Below are 20619 nucleotides of genomic sequence, written 5' to 3' on the forward strand. Positions count from 1 at the left end.
AATGCCAGTCCGGGGACTGGCATTGAGTTTGGGAATCAGGCTCCCCGACAGAACCGCTGTCGACTTAGCCCTTGAACCCGAAAGTTCAAGGTGGAAGATGCAGTAGGCTTTAAGGCTTTCCGTCTAGCGGACATGCACACCAGCCCAACGTGCAACTTCCAGGGTAGTGCGAATCGGCTCAGGGACATCGCCGACTGGCAAGCACGCCAGGGAGTGAGGCGAGTATACCCGAAATAGACGCGGCGATCAGCCCTTGGGTGGTTCCTGGTCGGTAGAAAGCACCAGGTCGACGCGCTCGAGCAGGTCACGCACTTGCTCGCGTGTCGAACCACTGGCCTGTACGTCAGGGCGTTCCTGCTTATGCAGCAAATCGTGGGTAATGTTCAGCGCGGCCATCACGGCGATACGGTCGGCGCCGATGACTTTGCCGCTGCTGCGGATTTCACGCATCTTGCCATCCAGGTAGCGGGCGGCGCTCACCAGGTTGCTGCGCTCCTCCTGGGGGCAGATGATCGAATACTCTTTGTCGAGAATCTGCACGGTGACGCTATTGCTTGAACTCATGAGTCTTGCTCCAGGGCCTTCAGGCGCGAAATCATCGATTCGACCTTACGCCGGGCGATTTCGTTTTTTTCAATGAGGTGCGCGCGTTCCTCGCGCCAGGTCTTTTCCTGAGCTAATAGGAGTCCGTTTTGACTCTTTAGTTGCTCGACCCGGGTAATTAGCAATTCGAGTCTGGCCATCAGCGCTTGCAAGTCGGCGTCTTCCATAGGGTTCCACTGGATTTGTCTGATGAATGGCAACTGCAGGATAAACGATCTGACGCCCTTGATAGTCGGGTGCGTCTGCCGGTGCTAGGATACAGCGCTTCATTCTAGACATCGCGCCGCCTGGCGCCTAGCTCATCATGCCTATTCAGAACTCCCCGTACGACGCTTTTTCCAAACTGCTGAGCTCCAGCGGTCACCCTTGCTCGCCTGCCGAACTGCATGGCGTGCTGCTGGGCCGTAGCTGCACCGGCGTCGGTTTTGACGCCGACAACTGGCTGGCCGACGTGGCCGAGCTGCTGGAAACCGAGCCTACCGAAAACGTGCGCAACGCGTTGATCGGCCTGCAAGAAATGGTTAAAGGCGAACTGACCGGTGATGACGTCACCGTGGTCCTGCTGCTGCCAACCGACGATGCGTCGCTCACCGAGCGTGCCGCTGCACTGGGCCAATGGTGCCAGGGTTTCCTCCATGGCTTTGGCGTGAACGCCGGCGGCCTGGAGCTGAGCACCGACGCCAAGGAAGTGTTGCAGGACCTCGCAGCCATCTCCCAGGTGCAAGATGCCCTGGAAGAATCCGAAGACGGCGAAGGCGACTATATGGAAGTCATGGAATACCTGCGCGTCGCGCCGTTGCTGCTGTTCACCGAGAACAAAAAGTCTGCTGAACCTGCTGCAACCAAGCCGTCGCTGCACTAAGAGAGGGAACCCACCTGCCCATGATCCATATCCCCAAAGCGGAATACACCCGCCGCCGCAAGGCGCTCATGGCGCAGATGGAACCCAACAGCATCGCGATCCTGCCGGCCGCTGCCGTGGCGATCCGCAACCGTGATGTCGAGCACGTGTACCGCCAGGACAGCGACTTCCAGTACCTGAGCGGCTTCCCCGAGCCCGAAGCGGTGATTGTGCTGATGCCTGGGCGCATTCACGGCGAATACGTGCTGTTCTGCCGTGAACGCAACGCCGAGCGCGAATTGTGGGACGGCCTGCGCGCTGGCACCGAAGGCGCGATTCGCGAATACGGCGCCGACGATGCGTTCCCGATTACCGATATCGACGACATCCTGCCCGGCCTGATCGAAGGCCGCGACCGGGTGTACTCGGCCATGGGCAGCAATGCCGAATTCGACCGGCACCTGATGGAGTGGATCAACGTGATCCGCTCCAAGGCGCACCTCGGTGCGCAGCCGCCGAACGAATTCGTTGCCCTGGATCATCTGCTGCACGACATGCGCCTGTATAAATCCGCCGCAGAAGTGAAGGTCATGCGCGAAGCCGCGCGGATTTCCTGCGCGGCCCATATTCGGGCGATGCAGGCCAGCCGCGCCGGGTTGCATGAGTTCAGCCTGGAAGCCGAGTTGGACTACGAATTCCGCCGGGGCGGGGCGAAGATGCCGGCCTATGGCTCCATCGTCGCCTCGGGGCGCAACAGTTGCATCCTGCACTACCAGCAGAATGACGCGCTGCTCAAGGACGGGGACCTGGTGTTGATCGACGCCGGTTGTGAAATCGACTGCTATGCCAGCGATATCACCCGCACCTGGCCGGTCAATGGCAAGTTCTCGGCCGAGCAGAAGGCGATCTACGAAATTGTGCTGGCCTCCCAGGACGCCGCCTTTGCCCAGATCGCGCCGAACAAGCACTGGAACCAGGCCCATGAGGCGACGGTGCAAGTCATCACCGCGGGGCTGGTGAAGCTGGGCTTGTTGCAGGGTGATGTGGACGAGTTGATCGCCAGCGAAGCCTACAAGGCGTTCTACATGCACCGCGCCGGGCACTGGCTGGGCATGGATGTGCATGATGTGGGCGAGTACAAGGTCGGCGGCGAATGGCGGGTGCTGGAAGTGGGCATGGCCCTGACCGTGGAGCCGGGCATCTACATTGCCCCGGACAACCAGAACGTGGCAAAGAAATGGCGTGGCATAGGCGTGCGCATCGAGGATGACGTGGTGGTGACCAAGCAAGGCTGTGAAATTCTGACCGGTGGCGTACCCAAGACCGTGGCCGAGATTGAAGCACTGATGGCGGCCGCCCGATGAGCCGGGTCAACCTGGCGATTATCGGTGGCGGCCTGGTGGGCGCCAGCCTGGCCTTGGCATTGCAGGCCGGGGCCAAAGCCCGTGGCTGGAAAATCGTGCTGATCGAACCCTTCGCCCCCGGCGACAGCTACCAGCCGAGCTATGACGCGCGTTCCTCGGCGCTGTCCTTTGGCGCGCGGCAGATCTACCAGCGCCTGGGTGTGTGGCAAGACATTTCCCGACGTGCCGAACCGATCAAGCAAATCCATGTTTCCGACCGTGGGCGCTTCTCTACCGCACGCTTGTCGGCCCTTGAAGAGGGCGTACCGGCCCTGGGCTATGTGGTGGAAAACGCCTGGCTCGGGCAGTGCCTGTGGCAAGGCCTGGACAAAGACGTGATCAGTTGGCGCTGCCCCGCAGAAGTCAGCCGCATGGAACCGCTGGCCGATGGCTACCGCCTGACCCTCAACGATGAAACCGTCATTGAGTGCGACCTTGCGGTACTGGCCGATGGTGGCCGCTCCGGGCTGCGCGAGCAGTTGGGCATTGGCGTCAAGCAACGGCCTTACAACCAGAGTGCCCTGATCGCCAACATCACCCCCAGCGAAGCCCATAACGGCGAGGCGTTCGAGCGTTTCACCGACGAAGGCCCGATGGCCTTGCTGCCGCTGGCGGACAACCGTTGCGCGCTGGTCTGGACCCGCGTCGGCATGGACGCCCAGCGCTTGGCGCAGTTAGATGAGCGCAGTTTCCTCAGCGAGTTGCAGGGCGTGTTTGGCTATCGCCTGGGCACCCTGAAACAGGTCGGCGCGCGCCACCTGTATCCGCTGACGCTGGTGGAGGCCGAGGAGCAAGTGCGCTCGCACCTGGTGGTCCTGGGCAACGCCGCCCACAGCTTGCACCCGATTGCCGGCCAGGGTTTCAACCTGTCCCTGCGCGATGCCTATGCGTTGGCCGAGGCCTTGCTGGCCGGGCCCGCCGTGCCGGGTGACCTGGCGACCTTGCAGGCCTACCGCGAACGCCAGCGCCTGGATCAACAACTGACCGTGGGCTTCTCCGACCAGGTCACCCGCCTGTTCGGCAGCGGCCAACCGCTGGTCGCCATGGGCCGTAACCTCGGCCTGCTGGGCCTGGACCTGCTGCCGCCGGCCAAACGCTGGTTCGCCCGGCAGGCCATGGGCCTGGGCACGCGCCCCGATGCGTAAGTGGCTGACGGAGCGCCTGGGCAAGGCGCGGTTGTTACGGTGGTTCTTGAGCCTGTACCCGCCGTACCTCGGCGCCGGGGTACGGGTCCAGCACCTGAGTGCCGACTTTTGTCACGCCAAGGTGCGCATGGGCCTGGGCTGGTACAACCGCAATTACGTCGGTACGCAGTTTGGCGGCAGCCTGTATTCGATGGTCGACCCGTTCTACATGCTGATGCTGATGGAGAACCTGGGCCGCGACTACATCGTGTGGGACAAGGCGGCGAGCATCGATTTCATCTCGCCGGGCAAAGGCCCGGTGTTTGCCGAATTCTCCATCGACCAGGCCTTGCTCGATGAAGTGCGACGCCAGACCGAGGGCGGCGAGAAATACTTGCCGCACCTCAAGGTGCAGATTTACGACGGCTCCGGCACCCTGGTGGCGCGAGTCGACAAAACCCTTTACGTGCGGCGCAAGCCGCCAGCGAAACAGGCATAAAGCATGGACATGCGCGCAGATGTGCTGATTGTCGGGGCCGGAATGGTCGGAAGCGCCCTGGCGCTGGCGTTGCAGGGCAGTGGCCTGCAAGTGCTGCTGCTCGACGGCAGCCCGTTGAGCGTCAAGCCATTTGACGCCGATGCTCCGTTTGAACCGCGGGTGAGCGCCTTGTCGGCCGCCAGCCAGCGCATCCTCGACCGCCTGGGCGTGTGGGACGGCATCGCCAGCCGCCGCGCCAGCCCCTACGGCGAAATGCAGGTTTGGGATGGCAGCGGCACCGGGCAGATCCACTTCTCGGCGGCCAGTGTGCATGCCGAGGTGTTGGGGCATATCGTCGAAAACCGTGTGGTCCAGGACGCCCTGCTTGAGCGCCTGCACGACTGCGACCTGGGCCTGCTGGCCAATGCACGCCTGGAGCAGATGCGCCGCTCCGGCGATGACTGGCTGCTGACCCTGGCCGATGGCCGCACCCTGCGCGCGCCGCTGGTGATCGCCGCCGACGGCGCCAACTCGGCCGTGCGCCGCCTGACCGGCACCGCCACACGCGAATGGGATTACCTGCACCACGCCATCGTCACCAGCGTGCGCAGCAGCCAGCCGCACCAGCGTACGGCCTGGCAGCGCTTCACCGACCATGGCCCGCTGGCGTTCCTGCCGCTGGTACGCGATGGCCACGAAGATTGGTGCTCGATCGTCTGGTCGACCACGCCGAGCGAGTCCGAACGCTTGATGGCCCTGGACGACGAAAGCTTCTGTGGTGAACTGGAGCGCGCTTTTGAGGGCCGCCTGGGCAGCGTGGTCAGTGCCGACCCACGCCTGTGCGTACCGCTGCGCCAGCGCCACGCCAAGCGCTACGTCGCCGAAGGCCTGGCGCTGATTGGCGATGCAGCCCACGTTATTCACCCGTTGGCGGGGCAGGGCGTGAACCTGGGCTTCCTCGACGCCGCGGTGTTGGCCGAGGTGCTGCTAAAGGCGTGCGAGCGCGGTGAACGCTTGGCAGATGTGAAGGTGCTCAGTCGCTACGAGCGCCGGCGCATGCCGCACAACCTGGCGCTGATGGCGGCGATGGAGGGCTTTGAACGGTTGTTCCAGGCCGACCAGTTGCCGTTGCGTTGGTTGCGCAATGCCGGGCTGAAAATGGTCGACCAAATGCCCGAGGCCAAGGCGCTGTTTGTGCGTCAGGCGCTGGGCTTGACCGGCGACCTGCCGGACCTGGCCAAGCCCTGAGTGCGTTCACCCCGCTAGGAGCCGGCTTGCCGGCGATGAGGCCGGTTGTCGCAGGGTAAATCCTTCCCATGCAACATCTCGTAACGCCTGCGCCCAGTGTTTGGTTGAGATGCTAAATGTGAGTCCTTATCATTTGCGCTCACTTTTCCTACGAGAGACCGCACCTATGTTGGCACCCAAGCGCCTCCTGACTGCCCTGGCACTCACCCTTATCGCCAGCACCACCGTCCAGGCGGCTGACGAAGTGGTGGTCTACTCCTCTCGTATCGACGAGTTGATCAAGCCGGTGTTCGACGCCTACACCAAGAAAACCGGGGTGCAGGTGAAGTTCATCACCGACAAGGAAGCGCCGCTGATGCAGCGCATCAAGGCCGAAGGCCAGAACGCCACCGCCGACCTGCTGCTGACCGTCGATGGTGGCAACCTCTGGCAAGCCGAGCAGATGGGCATTCTGCAACCCTTCACCTCCAAGGTGATCGACGCCAACATCCCTGCACAATATCGCTCCTCCAGCCATGCCTGGACGGGCTTGAGCCTGCGGGCGCGCACCATCGCCTACTCCACCGACCGCGTGAAGCCGGCAGAGCTGACCACCTACGAAGCCCTGGCCGACAAGCAATGGGAAGGCCGCCTGTGCCTGCGCACCGCGAAGAAGGTCTACAACCAGTCGCTGACCGCCACCCTGATCGAAACCCATGGCGCAGAAAAGACTGAAGAAATCATCAAGGGCTGGGTCAATAACCTGTCCACCGACGTCTTCTCCGATGACATTGCGGTACTGCAGGCAATCAACGCCGGGCAGTGCGATGTGGGTATCGTCAACACCTACTACTACGGCCGCCTGCACAAGCAGGACCCGAAACTGGCGGTGAAACTGTTCTGGCCGAACCAGGGCGACCGTGGCGTGCACGTCAACCTGTCGGGCATCGGCCTGACCAAGTACGCCCCGCACCCGGAAGCCGCCAAGGCTCTGGTGGAGTGGATGACTACGCCTGAGGCGCAGAAGATCTTTGCCGACGTCAACCAGGAGTTCCCGGCCAACCCTGCGGTAGAACCTTCGGCTGAAGTGGCGAGCTGGGGCAAGTTCAAGGCGGACACCCTGCCGGTGGAAGTGGCGGGCAAGCGCCAGGCCGAGGCGATTCGCCTGATGGATCGTGCGGGCTGGAACTGAGTACAATTTGTAGCACGCCGCAGTTCTAATTAATGTGGGAGCGGCTTGGGTGGGAGCTGGCTTGCCTGCGATAGCATCACCCCGGTATCGCTGATAAACCGAGGTGTCTGCATCGCAGGCAAGCCGGCTCCCACACAAGCCCGCTCCCACAGTGTTTTGTGCAGGCCTGCGAATCATCCACTGCTTGAGAATTCCTTTTGGCCCACCCCGCCCAACGCCGCTGGTACCTGCCGGTCTTCACTGTCGCCGCCCTGGTGCTGCTGCCCCTGAGTGTCCTGTTGCTGTCCTGGCAAAGCATCGACACGCAAATCTGGTCGCACCTGTGGGACACCCAGATGCCGCGTCTGCTGGGCAACACCTTGACCCTGGTGGTGGGCGTCGGGGTAGGCGTAACGGTGCTGGGCGTGAGCCTGGCCTGGCTGACCAGCCTCTGCGAGTTCCCCGGCCGGCGCTGGCTGGACTGGGCGTTGATGCTGCCGTTTGCCATCCCGGCCTATGTCCTGGCGTTTGTCTTCGTGGGTTTGCTGGATTTCTCCGGGCCGGTACAAACCCTGCTGCGCGAATGGTTCGGCATGGGCCTGCGCCTGCCGCGCGTGCGCTCCACCAGTGGCGTGATCATCGTGCTGGTGCTGGTGTTCTATCCCTACGTCTACCTGTTGGCGCGCACCGCCTTCCTGGCGCAGGGCAAGGGGTTGATGGAAGCGGCGCGAGTGCTGGGCCAGTCGCCCTGGCAGGCGTTCTGGCGGGTGGCCCTGCCCATGGCGCGCCCGGCGATCGGCGCCGGCGTAGCCTTGGCGTTGATGGAAACCCTGGCGGACTTCGGCGCGGTGTCGGTGTTTAACTTCGACACCTTCACCACCGCCATCTACAAGACCTGGTATGGCTTTTTCAGCCTGTCCAGCGCCGCACAACTGGCGAGCCTGCTGCTGTTGGTGGTGATGCTGGTGCTCTACGGCGAGCGCCGGGCCCGTGGCGCCAGCCGCCCGAGCAACGAGCGACCGCGGGGCAAGGCGCTCTATCACCTGCATGGCGTCAAGGCCGCCGCCGCAACCGGCTGGTGCGCCCTGGTGTTTGCCTGTGCCTTTGTTATCCCGATGCTCCAGCTGCTGGCCTGGTTCTGGCAGCGCGGGCGTTTCGACCTCGACGAGCGCTATGCCGGGCTGATCGTGCATACCCTCTACCTGGGCGGCATGGCCGCGCTGATCACCGTCAGCGTGGCGTTGCTGCTGGCCTTCGCCAACCGCCTGGCGCCGACCCGGGCTATCCGCTCCGGGGTCAGCCTGGGAAACCTGGGCTATGCCTTGCCGGGTTCGGTATTGGCGGTGTCGATCATGCTGGCTTTCAGCTATCTGGACCGCGAGTTGGTGATTCCGGTTTCCAGCTGGCTGGGCGGCGCTGGCAAACCTTTGCTGCTGGGCAGCCTGTCGGCGCTGGTGATGGCCTATCTGGTGCGCTTCCTGGCGGTGGCCTATGGCCCGCTGGAAAACAGCCTGGCGCGCATCCGCCCGTCCTTGCCGGAAGCAGCGCGCAGCCTGGGGGTAAGTGGGCCACGACTGTTTTGCAAAGTGTATCTGCCACTTTTACTGCCCGGCACCTTGAGCGCGGCCTTGCTGGTGTTTGTCGATGTGCTCAAGGAAATGCCCGCGACCCTGCTGATGCGCCCATTCGGCTGGGACACGCTGGCGGTACGCATCTTCGAGATGACCAGCGAGGGTGAGTGGGCGCGTGCCTCGTTGCCCGCCCTGACCCTGGTGTTGGTCGGCCTGTTGCCGGTCATCGGCTTGATCCGACGTTCGGCGCGACGAATCGGTTAGGTGCCAGTCCTACGGCTTGAGGCTACAATGCGCGGCATTCGGTGCGGCCCGTCTTCCGGGCAGGGTGGCTGATTGTGGCTGCAGGCCTTGTATTTCAAGGTGTGTAGCCCGAACGGCAACCGTCCGCACCTTCGCCACGCCCGGAAGGAGAAACCCATGGGACAGCGTACGCCTCTGTATGACCTGCATCTCGCCCTCGGCGCGAAAATGGTCGATTTTGGCGGTTGGGATATGCCTCTGCACTACGGCTCGCAAGTCGAGGAGCACCATCAGGTGCGCCGTGACTGCGGGGTGTTTGATGTTTCCCACATGACCGTGATCGATATCTCAGGCCACCAGGCCAGGGAGTGGCTGCAGTACTTGCTGGCCAATGATGTCGATCGTTTGCATGGCTGCGGCCATGCGCTGTACAGCGCCATGCTAAACGAGCAGGGCGGGGTGGTGGACGACATGATTGTCTACCGCACCGAAGACGGTTACCGGCTGGTGGTCAATGCGGCCACCCGCGACCAGGATATCGCGTGGATGCAGGCCCAGTTGGGCAGCTATCAGGTGCTGATGCGTGAGCGCCCGGACCTGGCCATGCTGGCGATCCAGGGGCCCCAGGCCCGGCACAAGATTGCCGAGCTGGTCACCCAGTCTCGCGGCGTGCTGATCCACCAGCTCAAGCCTTTCGAGGGCCGCGCCGACGGCGACTGGTTTATCGCACGCACAGGCTATACCGGCGAAGATGGCCTGGAAATCGTCCTGCCCGCCGATCAGGCCCCGGGCTTTTTCAACGACCTGGTGGGCGCGGGCATTTCGCCTATCGGCCTGGGTGCGCGTGACACCCTGCGCCTGGAGGCCGGCATGAACCTCTACGGCCAGGATATCCACCTGAATGTGTCACCGTTGGCCGCCAATATGGCCTGGAGCATCGCCTGGGAACCGGCGGGCCGCGACTTCATCGGGCGTGCCGCCCTGGAGGCTGAACGGGCCGCCGGAGTGCAGCTCAAGCTGGTGGGTTTGGTGCTGGAAGAACGCGGGGTTTTACGCGCTCATCAAGTGGTTCGTATCGCCGATGTTGGCGAAGGAGAGATCACCAGTGGTAGTTTCTCTCCTACGCTGAGTAAATCCATTGCCCTGGCGCGTGTACCGATGGCAACCGCTGACCGCGCGGAAGTAGAGATTCGCGGCAAGTGGTACCCGGTGCGAGTGGTCAAGCCGACCTTCGTGCGCCATGGCAAGACCTTGATCTAACCTTTTGCGGCAGGCCAATGGCCGCTGACATTTCTTTTTGAGGACACAGACTATGAGCGATATCCCTGCCGCACTGCGTTTTGCCGAAAGCCACGAATGGGCACGCCTGGAAGCGGATGGCACCGTGACCGTCGGGATCTCCGATCACGCCCAGGAAGCGTTGGGTGATGTGGTTTTTGTTGAGTTGGCGGAAGTGGGCAAGGTGTTCGCCGCAGGCGACGCCGCGGGCGTAGTCGAGTCGGTGAAGGCTGCTTCGGATATCTACTCGCCGGTTTCGGGTGAAGTGATTGCGGTCAACGAGGAGTTGGCCGATGCCCCTGAGTCGCTCAATGAAAAGCCTTACGAGGCCTGGATCTTCAAGGTCCAGCCAAGCAATGCCGCAGAACTGGAAAAACTGCTGGATGCCGCTGGCTACCAAGCCGCCATCGGCGAATAACACCGCCCCCTGCAGGAGCCGGCAAGCCGGCTCCTGCAACGGTCAGGGCTTGAGCACCTGCTTCACCGCCGCAACAGCCCGCTCCACATCCGCCTTGGTCATCGCCGTAAACATCGGCAACGACACAATCAAGCGCCCGACGCTTTCCGCAACCGGGAACATGCCTTCCTTGAACCCCTGTGCCCGATACAGGCTCAGCAGGTGGATCGGCGGGTAGTGATAGCCAATGCCCACGCCCTGGGCCTGCATCTGCTCCATGAACGTAGCGCGGGCCGGTAGGCCATCCGAACGCTCGGGCAGAACCAGTTGGAACAGGTGCCAGTTGCTGTTTTCAAAGTCCGCAGGCGGCAGTTGTGCGCCGTACGTTGCCTCGAAATCGCTGCCCAAACACTCGAAGTAATGCCGGGCCAGGGCCTGGCGATGGGCCGTGATCTGCTCGAGATGGGCAAACTGGCCCAGGCCGATGGCGGCGGCGATATCGGTCATGTTGAACTTGCCGCCCAGCACATCCACGTCCAGGCCATCGAACCCACTGCGGGTCACGCCTTGCAGGCGGTATTTCTCCGCCAGGCGCGCTTCTTCAGCGTTGTTCAACACCAGGCAGCCGCCTTCGGAACAGGTGATGTTCTTGTTCGCCTGGAAGCTGAACGAGACAAAATCCCCCGTGGCGCCAATTCGCTGGCCATCCCAACTGGAGCCCAATGCCTGGGCGGCGTCCTCGATGATCCGCAGCCCATATTTGTTGGCCAGTGCATAGAGCATCGGCATGTCCAGCGGCAGGCCGGCCAGGTACACCGGGATGATCGCCTTGGTGCGCGGCGTAATGGCGGCTTCCACCTGGGCCAGGTCGATATTGCGGGTCACCGGGTCAATATCGGCAAACACCGGCGTGGCGCCTACCTCCAGAATCACGTTGGCCGTTGCCACCCAGGAAATCGGCGTGGTGATCACTTCATCCCCCGGCCCGACACCGGCGATACGCAAGGCAATCTCCATGGTGCAGGTGCCGGAGTTGAAGGTGCGCACCGGCCGGCCGCCAAAATATTCCGACAACTGTGCTTCGAACGCCTGCACCTTGGGCCCGCTGGTGATCCAGCCGGAACGCAACACTTCACCGACTGCCGCGATAGTGGCTTCATCAATGGTCGGTTTTGAAAACGGCAGGAAAGGCAGTTGGCTCATGACGTTGAAAGCATCCGTTTTAAGAAGAACTAAGAATAAAAGCTCATATCAACCCCGGCATCGTCGCACGGGGTAACTGAATATAGCCTGTCATCCGTGAACGAATCGTCGAACGACGGGCACAAAAAAGCCGCTTTTGAAGCGGCTTTTTTGTGCCCGGTTTACTCGGCGGCGATGGCGTTCTTCGCCAGGATGGCGTTGGCCAGTTCCATGTCAGTGGCCTTCAGGCCTGGGTTGTCGGCACGCACTTTCTGCATGGCGGCTTCCAGGTAAGGGCCACGGATGCCGCCGTCGCTGGCGACGAAGCTACCGGCGTCGTCCTGGGCGGCGACTACCAGCTTGTGGTCCTTGAAGGTCAGGTACGTGGAGCCGGTGGTGGCGCCCGATGAGATGACATTACGCCAGAAGCTGTCGGCCATGGCCGATCCAACTGGGAGGGAAAGCACGGCGAGGGTGGCGACAGCATATTTGAGACGCATGATGGGTGACTCCGACTGGGTTATCTGAACAGTTTGATTGTAGATAACCCAGCCTAGTTCCATGGCTGACTAAACAGTTTCGACCCGCAGAATCACGCCTTCCTGGCCAATCACCCGTACTTGAGCCCCTACAGGCGCATCAGGCCCGGTGACCATCCACACGCCATCGCCGACCTTGACTTTGCCCCGGCCATCGATAATCGCCTGATGCACCACAAAGGTGCGGCCAATCAGCTCCGAACCGCGCATATTCAGGCCCGGCTGATCGCTGGCCTTGGCACTGCTGCGCTGGCGCTTCCACCAGTACACCGCCGTCAGGATCGACAGCACCGCAAACAGCAGCAGTTGCAGCTCCAGCCCAAGCCCTGGAATCAGGAACTTGAGCACGCCAACCGCTGCCGCCGCGATCCCCATCCACAACAGATAGCCGCCGGCACCAAACACTTCGAGAATCAGCAGCACGGTGCCCAGCGCCAGCCAATCCCAGAACGACAGGTGTTGCAGGAATTCCCACATGGCGCGAGCCTCAGGCTTTCTTGTTGTCGAAGGTGGCCTTGACGATTTCGCCGATGCCGCCCACCGCGCCAATGACTTGGCTGGCTTCCAGCGGCATCAGGATCACTTTGCTGTTGTTGGCCGAGGCCAGCTTGCCCAGCGCATCGATGTATTTCTGCGCGACAAAGTAGTTGATGGCCTGCACGTTACCGGTGGCAATCGCCTCCGATACCACCTGTGTGGCGCGCGCTTCGGCTTCAGCCTGACGCTCACGGGCCTCGGACTCCAGGAACGCAGCCTGGCGACCCCCTTCGGCCTCGAGGATCTGCGCCTGCTTCTTGCCTTCGGCGGTCAGGATGGCGGAGGCACGCAGGCCTTCGGCTTCGAGGATCTGGGCACGCTTGATCCGCTCGGCTTTCATCTGGCCGGACATGGCGGCCATCAAGTCGGCAGGCGGGCTGATGTCCTTGATCTCGATGCGGGTGATCTTGATGCCCCACGGCGCGGTGGCTTCATCGACCGTGCGCAGCAGCTTCTCGTTGATGCCGTCGCGCTGGCTGAGCATGGCGTCCAGTTCCATGGAACCGAGCACCGTACGGATGTTGGTTTGCAGCAGGTTGCGGATCGCATGTTCGAGGTTGTTGACCTCGTAGGCCGCCTGGGCGGTATTCACCACCTGGAAGAAGCACACCGCGTCGATCTGCACCGTGGCGTTATCGGCCGTGATCACTTCCTGGGGCGGAATATCCAGCACGCTTTCCATCACGTTGATCTTGCGCCCGATGCGGTCCATCACCGGAATGATGATATTCAGGCCAGGCTTGAGCGTGTTGGTGTAGCGGCCGAAGCGCTCCACCGTCCATTGGTAGCCCTGGGGCACGACTTTGAAGCCCATGAACAGGATGGCAATGGCCAAGCCTACGAAGAGGAGAAGCACTGTTCCGATCTGCATAACGATTCCTTGTCTGGTGGTGGCGGTACGCGAAGTCTGTCGATTGTAACGGGCTTGTCGCAGATAAGAACGGTTTACTCGTTGGAGGGGGTGACCCGTAAGACTTCTTCCAGGGTGGTCAGCCCCGCCGCAACCTTGTGGGCGCCCGACAATCGCAGGCTGTGCATGCCGTCCTTGAGCGCCTCGCGGCGCAATGCCTGCAGGTCGGTTTCGGCGCAGACCAGGTTCCTGGCAGCGTCATTCATCAGCATGATCTCGTAAACCCCGATGCGTCCGCGATAGCCACTGTCCCGGCACTCTGCACAGCCATTGGCCCGGTAGACGCTGGCGGGGGGCGGCGTGCAGGACTGGGTGGCGCTGTGCCAATCGTCCTGGTTCAACACCGCCGGGCTTTTACACTGTGGGCACAACCGCCGCACCAGACGCTGGGCCATGACCCCAATTAATGTGGCCTTGATCAAGTAGTGGGGGATGCCCAGTTCCAGCAGGCGACTGATCGCGCTGGGGGCATCGTTGGTATGTAGGGTCGAGAGCACCAGGTGGCCGGTCAAGGCCGCCTGAATCGCCATTTCAGCGGTTTCCAGGTCGCGGATCTCGCCGATCATGATGATGTCCGGGTCCTGGCGCATCAGCGCGCGGATGCCGCTGGCGAAGGTCAGGTCGATATTGTGCTGGACCTGCATCTGGTTGAAGGCCGGTTCCACCATCTCGATTGGATCTTCCACCGTGCACAGGTTGACCGTGCGGGTCGCCAGCTGTCGCAGGGTGCTGTAGAGGGTGCTGGTCTTGCCTGACCCGGTGGGGCCGGTGACCAGGATGATGCCGTTGGCCTGACCGGTCATTTGCCCCCAGCGCAGCAAGTCATCGGCCGAAAGCCCCAGTTGCTGGAAGTCCTGGAGCAGCACCTGTGGATCAAAAATCCGCATCACCAGCTTCTCGCCGAAGGCCGTGGGCAGGGTCGAAAGGCGCAGTTCCACTTCGATCCCCGCGGGCGTCTTGGTCTTGATCCGGCCATCCTGGGGTTTGCGCTTTTCGGCGACATTCATCCGCCCAAGGCTTTTCAGGCGGCTGACCACGGCGGTGGTGACCTGGGACGGAAACTGATAGGCATCGTGCAGCAGTCCATCGATACGCAAGCGCACGCGACCCTGGTCGGCGCCGGGCTCGATGTGGATATCGCTGGCGCGCTGGCCAAAGGCAAATTGCAGCAGCCAGTCGACAATATTGACGATGTGCGCGTCGTTGGCGTCTGGTTCCTGCTCACCGGCACCGAGCCTGAGCAGTTGCTCGGCAGCGGTCGCCGTGGGGTTGGTCTGGTCGGCCCCGTTGACCGACCTGGCCAGGCGGAAGAACTCCTGGGTGCAACTGCGGATCGCCTCGGGGTTGGCTACCACGCGCTTGATCGGGCGCTTCAACACATGGGCCAGGCCTGTTTCCCACTCACGCAGGTACGGTTCGGCACTGGCTACCGTCACGCTGTCGCGGTCAACGGCGACGGCAAGGATATGGTGGCGTTGGGCGAAGGCGTGAGACATCAGCGGCACCACGCTCGCGACATCAATTTTCAGCGGGTCGATGCGTAGGTAGGGCTGCCCGACCTGACGGGCGAGCCACTCCGTCAGCCGTTCCAGGCACAGCAATAGGCCGGGCCTGGCGGGATCAGGCAGTGACTGGCCGGCGAGAAACTCCAGCGGATGCAAACCATCGGCCGATGTGCGCCGCAAGCGCTCGGCCAGGGCTGTGTCGAGCAAACCGTGGGCGGTAAGGGCGGGCAGCAGATCGTCGAGGCAAAGCCGGCGATCCTGGTGTTCTGGCACAGCGGACATGGCGGTTTCCTGGGCGGTTTGAAGCAGCAGCGCCAAGGCTAGTCTGATCCTGGTCGCTGTCGCCCAGCGGGTTATTGCCGGTTTTTACTGAGCCACCGCCTGCACGGTTTGTAGCCTTGTGGATTCAACGGGTTGCAGTTCCAGCGAGCACACGCTGATCAGGTTACGAAGTTTTTCACCGATCACCTGGGCGCGGTGCCAGCTCAGGCCATCCATCACTACGTCGATGTTCAGCAGGTCATCGTCGCGCATCACGGTCACCTGCTGCGGCACCAAAAACTGCAAGGCGAAGAAATTGAGGATCCGGCACAGCACATCGGGCTCGGCTTCGGCGAGGATCTGGTAGCGCGCCTGGCAATGGCTGTTGTTGACGGCCCAGGCATCGACGCGGGTGGTGGGGCTGGATGGAATTGAATGCATGGCCGTTCTCCAAATTTGACTGGAGAAATTTTTACATGGGGTGTGGGGTATTTCTTATCTATGTTGGAGTGATATGCCTTATATATGAATAAGGTAATTCGCAGAAACTGGATTAATAGGTATTTTTATGCACAGTGAGTTGGACGTCTACGACCGCCGGATCCTGGCACTGCTCCAGGAAGACGCGTCGCTCTCCAGCGCGCAGATTGCCGAACAGGTCGGCCTGTCGCAGTCGCCCTGCTGGCGGCGGATTCAGCGGCTCAAGGAGGAGGGGGTGATTCGCGCCCAGGTAACGCTGCTTGATCGCAAGAAGATTGGCCTTAACACGCAGATCTTTGCCGAGGTCAAACTCAACGCCCACGGGCGCTCCAACTTCACGGAATTCACCGAGGCGATCCGCGGGTTCCCGCAAGTGCTGGAGTGTTATGTGCTGATGGGGTCGGTGGATTTTCTACTGCGCATTGTCACCTCGGATATCGAGGCATATGAGCGTTTCTTCTTCGAGAAACTGTCGATGGTGCCGGGGATTCAGGAGGTCAATTCGATTGTGGCGCTGTCGGAGATCAAGTCCACCACCAGCCTGCCAGTGTTGCGGTGATAGTGCGGGTGTCATCGCGGGCAAGCCCGCTCCCACAGTTGACCGAGTGTTCCAGAGCAAATCGGTTCGAGTGTGGGAGCGGGCTTGCCCGCGATAGCAATCTTACATGCGCAACAAAGTCTTCCAGGCACGGTTCTGATACACCGCAATCACCTGATGCATCCGCGCATCCAGCGACTCATCGGTGATCGGCTGGTTGGCCAGGGCCGCCAACTTGTTCAACTCGCCGTACAAACGATCCAGCTCCGGGATCTCCAGCAGGTGGCGGGCGTGATGCAGCCAGGCCTGCAGACGCTCGATGCGCGGCAGTTGCTCGGCCAGGTCTTCGGGCTGTTGCTGGTAGCGCGGCAGGCGCAGGGCGACGGCTTCGTCGGCCAGCAGGCGCGGCAGCCAGTTGGCGGCCTGGGCGGCGCCCTGGCGGTTGCCACGCACATTGCGGTCCAGGGTCCAGGTGCGGGCCAGCAGCCAGCGCGAAGTGTTCAGTGAGAACAGGCCCCAGCGCACGTCGGTCAATTCTTCGAGGAACTGTTCCGGCGCGGCCTTGCGCACGTCTTCATCGTCTTCACCGGCCTGGACCAGCGGGCGCCAGTCTTCCAAAAGGGCGTCGAGGGCGCTGCGCAGTTCGCTGGTGGATTGGCGCGGCGCGGCCTGGCCAAGGCTGCCGATCAGGGCGCGCATTTCGGCGAGGTTGTCTACCCAGTCCTGCAACAGGCGCCAGTGACCGTTGAAACGGTACTGCTCGGCCAGGCGCTGGCTGCTGCCCAGCAAATGCCAGGTCAGCGCGGCGAAGGCGTCGTCCAGGGGCATTTGTGGTTGCAGTTGCGGGGCCGGCAGGCTCAGGGAGTAGCTGTTGGCGTCGAACAGGCGATAGCCGCGCTCGGCCTTGCTGATATCACACGGCATCAGCGCCAGGGTTTGCGCCAGCTCGGCTGCCAGTTCCAGGAGGGCGGCGGGCTCGCCTTCGCGCAGTTCCAGTTCCAGCTCGCAGATTTCTTCCTTCTGCTTGCCGACAATCACCTGGCCCAGGTCCAGGGCGGCTTCGATCACCACCTTGGCCTTGCCACGGCCCCAGGCGATCTCGGCACGTTCGCGTACGAAGTCGGTGGTGAAGATCGGCTTGAGGGTCTTTTTGTCCAGCTCGGCCAGTTGCTCGGGCCAGCACTCGCCGTCGAGTTTCTTCACGTCGAGCTTGGCCTTGGCCAGTTTCCAGTCGTATTCATTGCGCTCCGACAAGCCGGCAACGCTGTGGCCACGGGTCTTGAGGGTCTGGATCACTTCGTCGCCATCCTTGCGCAGGCGCAGGGCAACCTTGGCCTGGGCCAGGTCGCGCTCGGGGGTGTCGAAGTACTGGTTCATCAACTCACGGCGTTCCCAGCCACTTTTGTTGCGTTTTTTCAGGAGCGGGTGCTCACGCAGCGCGGCGAGGGTCTCGCGGCTGACGCGGAGCTTGATTTCGGTTTCTTTTTGCATGGCCGGAACATCCAGGATCGGGAGTGCAGCCGGGAGAATAGGTGGCTGCCAAGGCCGTGCAGTGTACAGGACTGAGCCGGGCAACGTGCCGTAACGGGTTTATTGTGCAGCGCGGATGGTTCTATGATGGGTTTCATCTGTGGAAGTTGAGAGACAGCGCATGCCTTTACCGTCCATGAAAGAACAATTTGCCGCACTGATTGCCGCGCCCTCTGTCAGTTGTACCCAAGCGTCTCTCGACCAGACCAACCGCCCGGTGATCGATTTGCTCGCCACCTGGCTCGGCGATTTGGGTTTTGCCTGCGATATCCAGCAGGTCAGCCCCGGCAAGTTCAACCTGTTGGCCAGCTTTGGCAGCGGCCCCGGTGGCCTGGTGCTGGCGGGGCATAGCGATACTGTGCCGTACGATGAAGCGCTGTGGCAGACCGATCCTTTGAAGTTGACGGAAGTGGACGGGCGCTGGGTAGGATTGGGTAGCTGCGACATGAAGGGTTTTTTCGCGCTGGCCATCGAAGCCGTCTTGCCGCTGCTCGACCAACCGTTCAAGCAGCCGCTGCTGATCCTCGCCACCTGCGATGAAGAAAGCTCCATGGCCGGCGCCCGCGCCCTGGCTGCGGCCGGTCGCCCGCTGGGGCGTGCCGCGGTGATTGGCGAGCCCACGGGCCTCAAGCCGATCCGCCTGCACAAAGGCGTGATGATGGAGCGCATCGATATTCTCGGACGCAGTGGCCATTCGTCGGACCCAAGCCTGGGCCACAGCGCCCTCGAAGCCATGCATGACGCCATGGGCGAGCTGCGCGGCCTGCGCCTGGCCTGGCAGCGGGAGTACCGCAACCCCCAGTTCAGCGTGCCCCAGCCGACCTTGAATTTTGGCTGCATCCACGGCGGCGATAACCCCAACCGCATTTGCGGCCAGTGCTCCCTGGAGTTCGACCTGCGGCCCTTGCCCGGCATGGATCCCCAGGTGTTGCGCGACGCCATCCGCCAGAAGCTGACGCCCATCGCCGAGCGCCATCAGGTGCAGATCGACTACGCGCCACTGTTCCCCGAAGTGCCGCCCTTCGAGCAGCCGGAAGATGCGGAGCTGGTGCGGGTCGCGGAACGTTTGACCGGTCATCGTGCCGAAGCAGTAGCGTTCGGCACTGAAGCGCCTTATCTTCAGCGCCTTGGTTGTGAAACCCTGGTGCTCGGCCCTGGGGATATCGCCTGCGCCCACCAGCCGGGCGAGTACCTTGAAATGTCACGCTTGACGCCTACAGTGCGTCTATTGCGGGAATTGATTGAACACTACTGCCTCAAACCTGCATAAATTAACTCCATTGCACCCCGTACATAGAAGGAGAGCGAGCGTGTCGCCAAGCCTGTTCCGACGATAACCATCAGCCCGCTGTGCGTTTAGCGATTCATCCTTTTTTGGCTGCTTTTTATTACAGGCCCAGGTTTTATGCCCGAATACGTCAATTGGCTTCGTCACGCTTCGCCCTACATCAATGCCCACCGTGACTGCACCTTTGTGGTCATGCTGCCGGGCGATGGTGTGGATCACCCCAACTTCGGCAATATCGTCCACGACCTGGTGCTGCTGCACAGCCTCGGCGTGCGCCTGGTGCTGGTGCATGGTTCGCGCCCGCAAATCGAAACCCGCCTTGCCGCTCGCGGCCTGACCCCGCATTACCACGACGGCATGCGCATCACCGATGCGGCAACCCTTGAGTGCGTGATCGACGCGGTCGGCCACCTGCGCATTGCCATTGAAGCGCGGCTGTCCATGGACATGGCGTCTTCGCCGATGCAGGGCTCGCGCTTGCGGGTGGCCAGTGGCAACCTGGTGACCGCGCGGCCGATCGGTGTGCTGGACGGCATCGACTACCACCACACTGGCGAAGTGCGCCGGGTCGACCGCAAGGGCATCAATCGCCTGTTGGACGAGCGCTCCATCGTCGTGCTGTCGCCGTTGGGCTATTCGCCGACCGGGGAGATTTTCAACCTCGCTTGTGAAGACGTCGCCACCCGCGCCGCCATCGACCTGGGCGCCGACAAGCTGCTGCTGTTCGGCGCAGACCTGGGCCTGATCGACGAAAACGGCCGGCTAGTGCGCGAACTGCGCCCGCAACAAGTGCCGGCGCACCTGCAACGCCTGGGCAACAATTACCAGGCCGAACTGCTGGATGCGGCGGCCGAGGCCTGTCGTGGGGGCGTGGGGCGCAGCCATATCGTCAGTTATGTCGAGGACGGTGCGCTGTTGACCGAACTTTTCACCCGCGACGGCGGCGGTACCCTGGTGGCTCAGGAGCAGTTCGAGCTGGTGCGTGAGGCGGCGATTGAAGACGTCGGTGGCTTGCTGGACTTGATCAGCCCGCTGGAAGAGCAGGGGATCCTGGTGCGCCGCTCGCGGGAAGTGCTGGAGCGGGAAATCGAGCAGTTCAGCGTGGTGGAACGCGAAGGCATGATCATCGCCTGCGCCGCGCTATACCCGATTGCCGACTCGGATGCTGGCGAACTGGCGTGCCTGGCGGTCAATCCGGAGTATCGCCATGGCGGCCGTGGCGATGAGCTGTTGGAGCGCATCGAAACCCGCGCCCGGACCCAAGGCTTGAAGACCTTGTTCGTGCTGACGACCCGCACTGCCCACTGGTTCCGCGAGCGCGGCTTCGTGCCGAGCAGCGTCGATCGCCTGCCATCGGCGCGGGCTTCGCTGTACAACTTCCAGCGTAATTCGAAGATCTTCGAAAAGACCTTATAAGCGCCACCCATCCAATGTAGGAGCGGGCTTGCCCGCGATGGCGGTGTATCAGTCGACATCTTTGTTAACTGGCCCACCGCCATCGCCGGCAAGCCGC

21 protein-coding genes and 1 other RNA gene are annotated in these 20619 nt (G+C 62.4%); 12 read left to right on the forward strand and 10 right to left on the reverse strand.

Translation table 11 applies throughout. From position 1 onward, the window contains the following. Positions 1-37 precede the first annotated feature (37 nt). From ssrS to HBO11_RS14900, 3 genes are all read right to left on the reverse strand, one after another. Positions 38-216: non-coding RNA, 6S RNA (gene ssrS, locus HBO11_RS14890), on the reverse strand. 30 nt (positions 217-246) lie between these two features. Continuing rightward, positions 247-564 carry a cell division protein ZapA gene (locus HBO11_RS14895; RefSeq protein WP_029289530.1) on the reverse strand — a complete coding sequence of 106 codons (318 nt, stop codon included), beginning with the start codon at positions 562-564 and terminating at the stop codon, positions 247-249. After that, positions 561-770, reverse strand: coding sequence for a TIGR02449 family protein (locus HBO11_RS14900; protein ID WP_057440444.1), 210 nt, complete (start codon positions 768-770; stop codon positions 561-563). Before HBO11_RS14900 ends, HBO11_RS14895 begins: the two co-directional genes overlap by 4 nt. Positions 771-907: 137 nt before the next feature. Here HBO11_RS14900 and HBO11_RS14905 point away from each other — a divergent pair, with 137 nt between their 5' ends. The 9 genes from HBO11_RS14905 to gcvH all read left to right on the forward strand — a co-directional run bounded on the left by HBO11_RS14905 (position 908) and on the right by gcvH (position 10357). Next, positions 908-1465 carry a YecA family protein gene (locus HBO11_RS14905; protein WP_169955008.1) on the forward strand — a complete coding sequence of 186 codons (558 nt, stop codon included), beginning with the start codon at positions 908-910 and terminating at the stop codon, positions 1463-1465. 20 nt (positions 1466-1485) lie between these two features. After that, complete coding sequence (gene pepP, locus HBO11_RS14910; RefSeq protein ID WP_169955007.1) at positions 1486-2808, forward strand: Xaa-Pro aminopeptidase; 1323 nt, start codon at positions 1486-1488, stop codon at positions 2806-2808. Continuing rightward, positions 2805-3992 (forward strand): 2-octaprenyl-6-methoxyphenyl hydroxylase, encoded by a 1188-nt coding sequence (gene ubiH, locus HBO11_RS14915; protein ID WP_170042110.1) that lies wholly within the window; start codon positions 2805-2807, stop codon positions 3990-3992. The genes pepP and ubiH overlap by 4 nt, the downstream gene beginning before the upstream one ends. Next, positions 3985-4470, forward strand: coding sequence for a DUF4442 domain-containing protein (locus HBO11_RS14920; protein ID WP_169955005.1), 486 nt, complete (start codon positions 3985-3987; stop codon positions 4468-4470). The genes ubiH and HBO11_RS14920 overlap by 8 nt, the downstream gene beginning before the upstream one ends. A 9-nt stretch (positions 4471-4479) precedes the next feature. After that, complete coding sequence (locus HBO11_RS14925) at positions 4480-5697, forward strand: 2-octaprenyl-3-methyl-6-methoxy-1,4-benzoquinol hydroxylase (RefSeq protein WP_169955049.1); 1218 nt, start codon at positions 4480-4482, stop codon at positions 5695-5697. Between the two features lie 166 nt (positions 5698-5863). Continuing rightward, complete coding sequence (locus tag HBO11_RS14930; RefSeq protein WP_169955004.1) at positions 5864-6868, forward strand: extracellular solute-binding protein; 1005 nt, start codon at positions 5864-5866, stop codon at positions 6866-6868. 197 nt (positions 6869-7065) lie between these two features. Next, on the forward strand, positions 7066-8682 hold the full coding sequence (locus HBO11_RS14935) for an iron ABC transporter permease (RefSeq protein WP_169955003.1): 1617 nt from the start codon (positions 7066-7068) through the stop codon (positions 8680-8682). A 156-nt stretch (positions 8683-8838) separates the two neighbouring features. Further along, positions 8839-9921, forward strand: a complete 1083-nt coding sequence (gene gcvT / locus HBO11_RS14940) for a glycine cleavage system aminomethyltransferase GcvT (RefSeq protein WP_169955002.1) — start codon at positions 8839-8841, stop codon at positions 9919-9921. A 52-nt stretch (positions 9922-9973) separates the two neighbouring features. After that, positions 9974-10357, forward strand: a complete 384-nt coding sequence (gene gcvH, locus HBO11_RS14945; protein ID WP_169955001.1) for a glycine cleavage system protein GcvH — start codon at positions 9974-9976, stop codon at positions 10355-10357. Positions 10358-10399: 42 nt separating this feature from the next. On the opposite strand, the gene HBO11_RS14950 is transcribed toward gcvH, so the two are convergent. The 6 genes from HBO11_RS14950 to HBO11_RS14975 all read right to left on the reverse strand — a co-directional run bounded on the left by HBO11_RS14950 (position 10400) and on the right by HBO11_RS14975 (position 15711). Continuing rightward, entirely contained in the window at positions 10400-11539 is a 1140-nt protein-coding gene (locus tag HBO11_RS14950; RefSeq protein WP_169955000.1) for a DegT/DnrJ/EryC1/StrS aminotransferase family protein, read from the reverse strand. Between the two features lie 161 nt (positions 11540-11700). Continuing rightward, the gene (locus HBO11_RS14955) at positions 11701-12018 is read right to left on the reverse strand and encodes a DUF2388 domain-containing protein (RefSeq protein ID WP_057440438.1); all 318 of its coding nucleotides are present in this window, start codon (positions 12016-12018) and stop codon (positions 11701-11703) included. A 69-nt stretch (positions 12019-12087) separates the two neighbouring features. Then, positions 12088-12534 (reverse strand): NfeD family protein, encoded by a 447-nt coding sequence (locus HBO11_RS14960; RefSeq protein WP_169954999.1) that lies wholly within the window; start codon positions 12532-12534, stop codon positions 12088-12090. Positions 12535-12544: 10 nt separating this feature from the next. After that, entirely contained in the window at positions 12545-13465 is a 921-nt protein-coding gene (locus HBO11_RS14965) for an SPFH domain-containing protein (protein ID WP_027608388.1), read from the reverse strand. A 74-nt stretch (positions 13466-13539) separates the two neighbouring features. After that, positions 13540-15291, reverse strand: coding sequence for a GspE/PulE family protein (locus tag HBO11_RS14970; RefSeq protein WP_169954998.1), 1752 nt, complete (start codon positions 15289-15291; stop codon positions 13540-13542). A gap of 84 nt (positions 15292-15375) precedes the next feature. Beyond that, a complete protein-coding gene (locus HBO11_RS14975; RefSeq protein ID WP_169954997.1) occupies positions 15376-15711 on the reverse strand; it encodes a hypothetical protein in 336 nt (111 codons plus the stop codon). A 127-nt stretch (positions 15712-15838) separates the two neighbouring features. Here HBO11_RS14975 and HBO11_RS14980 point away from each other — a divergent pair, with 127 nt between their 5' ends. Beyond that, on the forward strand, positions 15839-16309 hold the full coding sequence (locus HBO11_RS14980) for an Lrp/AsnC family transcriptional regulator (protein WP_076963642.1): 471 nt from the start codon (positions 15839-15841) through the stop codon (positions 16307-16309). 102 nt (positions 16310-16411) lie between these two features. On the opposite strand, the gene HBO11_RS14985 is transcribed toward HBO11_RS14980, so the two are convergent. Then, complete coding sequence (locus tag HBO11_RS14985) at positions 16412-17779, reverse strand: CYTH domain-containing protein (RefSeq protein WP_169954996.1); 1368 nt, start codon at positions 17777-17779, stop codon at positions 16412-16414. A 160-nt stretch (positions 17780-17939) separates the two neighbouring features. Between HBO11_RS14985 and argE the strand changes: the two genes are divergently transcribed. Continuing rightward, positions 17940-19088, forward strand: a complete 1149-nt coding sequence (gene argE / locus HBO11_RS14990) for an acetylornithine deacetylase (protein ID WP_169954995.1) — start codon at positions 17940-17942, stop codon at positions 19086-19088. A gap of 135 nt (positions 19089-19223) precedes the next feature. Then, a complete protein-coding gene (gene argA / locus HBO11_RS14995; protein ID WP_032858930.1) occupies positions 19224-20522 on the forward strand; it encodes an amino-acid N-acetyltransferase in 1299 nt (432 codons plus the stop codon). The last annotated feature ends 97 nt before the right edge of the window (positions 20523-20619 follow it).

It is taken from the genome of Pseudomonas sp. WS 5010, from assembly GCF_012985565.1.
Taxonomy (GTDB): Bacteria; Pseudomonadota; Gammaproteobacteria; order Pseudomonadales; family Pseudomonadaceae; genus Aquipseudomonas.

Bases quoted from the DNA above. Each gene is read 5' to 3' on its own strand.
- gcvH (WP_169955001.1), top strand. From the start codon at position 9,974: ATGAGCGATATCCCTGCCGCACTGCGTTTTGCCGAAAGCCACGAATGG.
- HBO11_RS14900 (WP_057440444.1), bottom strand. From the start codon at position 770: ATGGAAGACGCCGACTTGCAAGCGCTGATGGCCAGACTCGAATTGCTA.
- HBO11_RS14970 (WP_169954998.1), bottom strand. From the start codon at position 15,291: ATGTCCGCTGTGCCAGAACACCAGGATCGCCGGCTTTGCCTCGACGAT.
- HBO11_RS14895 (WP_029289530.1), bottom strand. From the start codon at position 564: ATGAGTTCAAGCAATAGCGTCACCGTGCAGATTCTCGACAAAGAGTAT.
- argA (WP_032858930.1), top strand. From the start codon at position 19,224: ATGCCCGAATACGTCAATTGGCTTCGTCACGCTTCGCCCTACATCAAT.
- HBO11_RS14920 (WP_169955005.1), top strand. From the start codon at position 3,985: ATGCGTAAGTGGCTGACGGAGCGCCTGGGCAAGGCGCGGTTGTTACGG.
- HBO11_RS14960 (WP_169954999.1), bottom strand. From the start codon at position 12,534: ATGTGGGAATTCCTGCAACACCTGTCGTTCTGGGATTGGCTGGCGCTG.
- HBO11_RS14955 (WP_057440438.1), bottom strand. From the start codon at position 12,018: ATGCGTCTCAAATATGCTGTCGCCACCCTCGCCGTGCTTTCCCTCCCA.
- pepP (WP_169955007.1), top strand. From the start codon at position 1,486: ATGATCCATATCCCCAAAGCGGAATACACCCGCCGCCGCAAGGCGCTC.
- HBO11_RS14965 (WP_027608388.1), bottom strand. From the start codon at position 13,465: ATGCAGATCGGAACAGTGCTTCTCCTCTTCGTAGGCTTGGCCATTGCC.
- HBO11_RS14980 (WP_076963642.1), top strand. From the start codon at position 15,839: ATGCACAGTGAGTTGGACGTCTACGACCGCCGGATCCTGGCACTGCTC.
- HBO11_RS14985 (WP_169954996.1), bottom strand. From the start codon at position 17,779: ATGCAAAAAGAAACCGAAATCAAGCTCCGCGTCAGCCGCGAGACCCTC.
- HBO11_RS14950 (WP_169955000.1), bottom strand. From the start codon at position 11,539: ATGAGCCAACTGCCTTTCCTGCCGTTTTCAAAACCGACCATTGATGAA.
- HBO11_RS14930 (WP_169955004.1), top strand. From the start codon at position 5,864: ATGTTGGCACCCAAGCGCCTCCTGACTGCCCTGGCACTCACCCTTATC.
- HBO11_RS14975 (WP_169954997.1), bottom strand. From the start codon at position 15,711: ATGCATTCAATTCCATCCAGCCCCACCACCCGCGTCGATGCCTGGGCC.
- gcvT (WP_169955002.1), top strand. From the start codon at position 8,839: ATGGGACAGCGTACGCCTCTGTATGACCTGCATCTCGCCCTCGGCGCG.
- ubiH (WP_170042110.1), top strand. From the start codon at position 2,805: ATGAGCCGGGTCAACCTGGCGATTATCGGTGGCGGCCTGGTGGGCGCC.
- HBO11_RS14925 (WP_169955049.1), top strand. From the start codon at position 4,480: ATGCGCGCAGATGTGCTGATTGTCGGGGCCGGAATGGTCGGAAGCGCC.
- argE (WP_169954995.1), top strand. From the start codon at position 17,940: ATGCCTTTACCGTCCATGAAAGAACAATTTGCCGCACTGATTGCCGCG.
- HBO11_RS14905 (WP_169955008.1), top strand. From the start codon at position 908: ATGCCTATTCAGAACTCCCCGTACGACGCTTTTTCCAAACTGCTGAGC.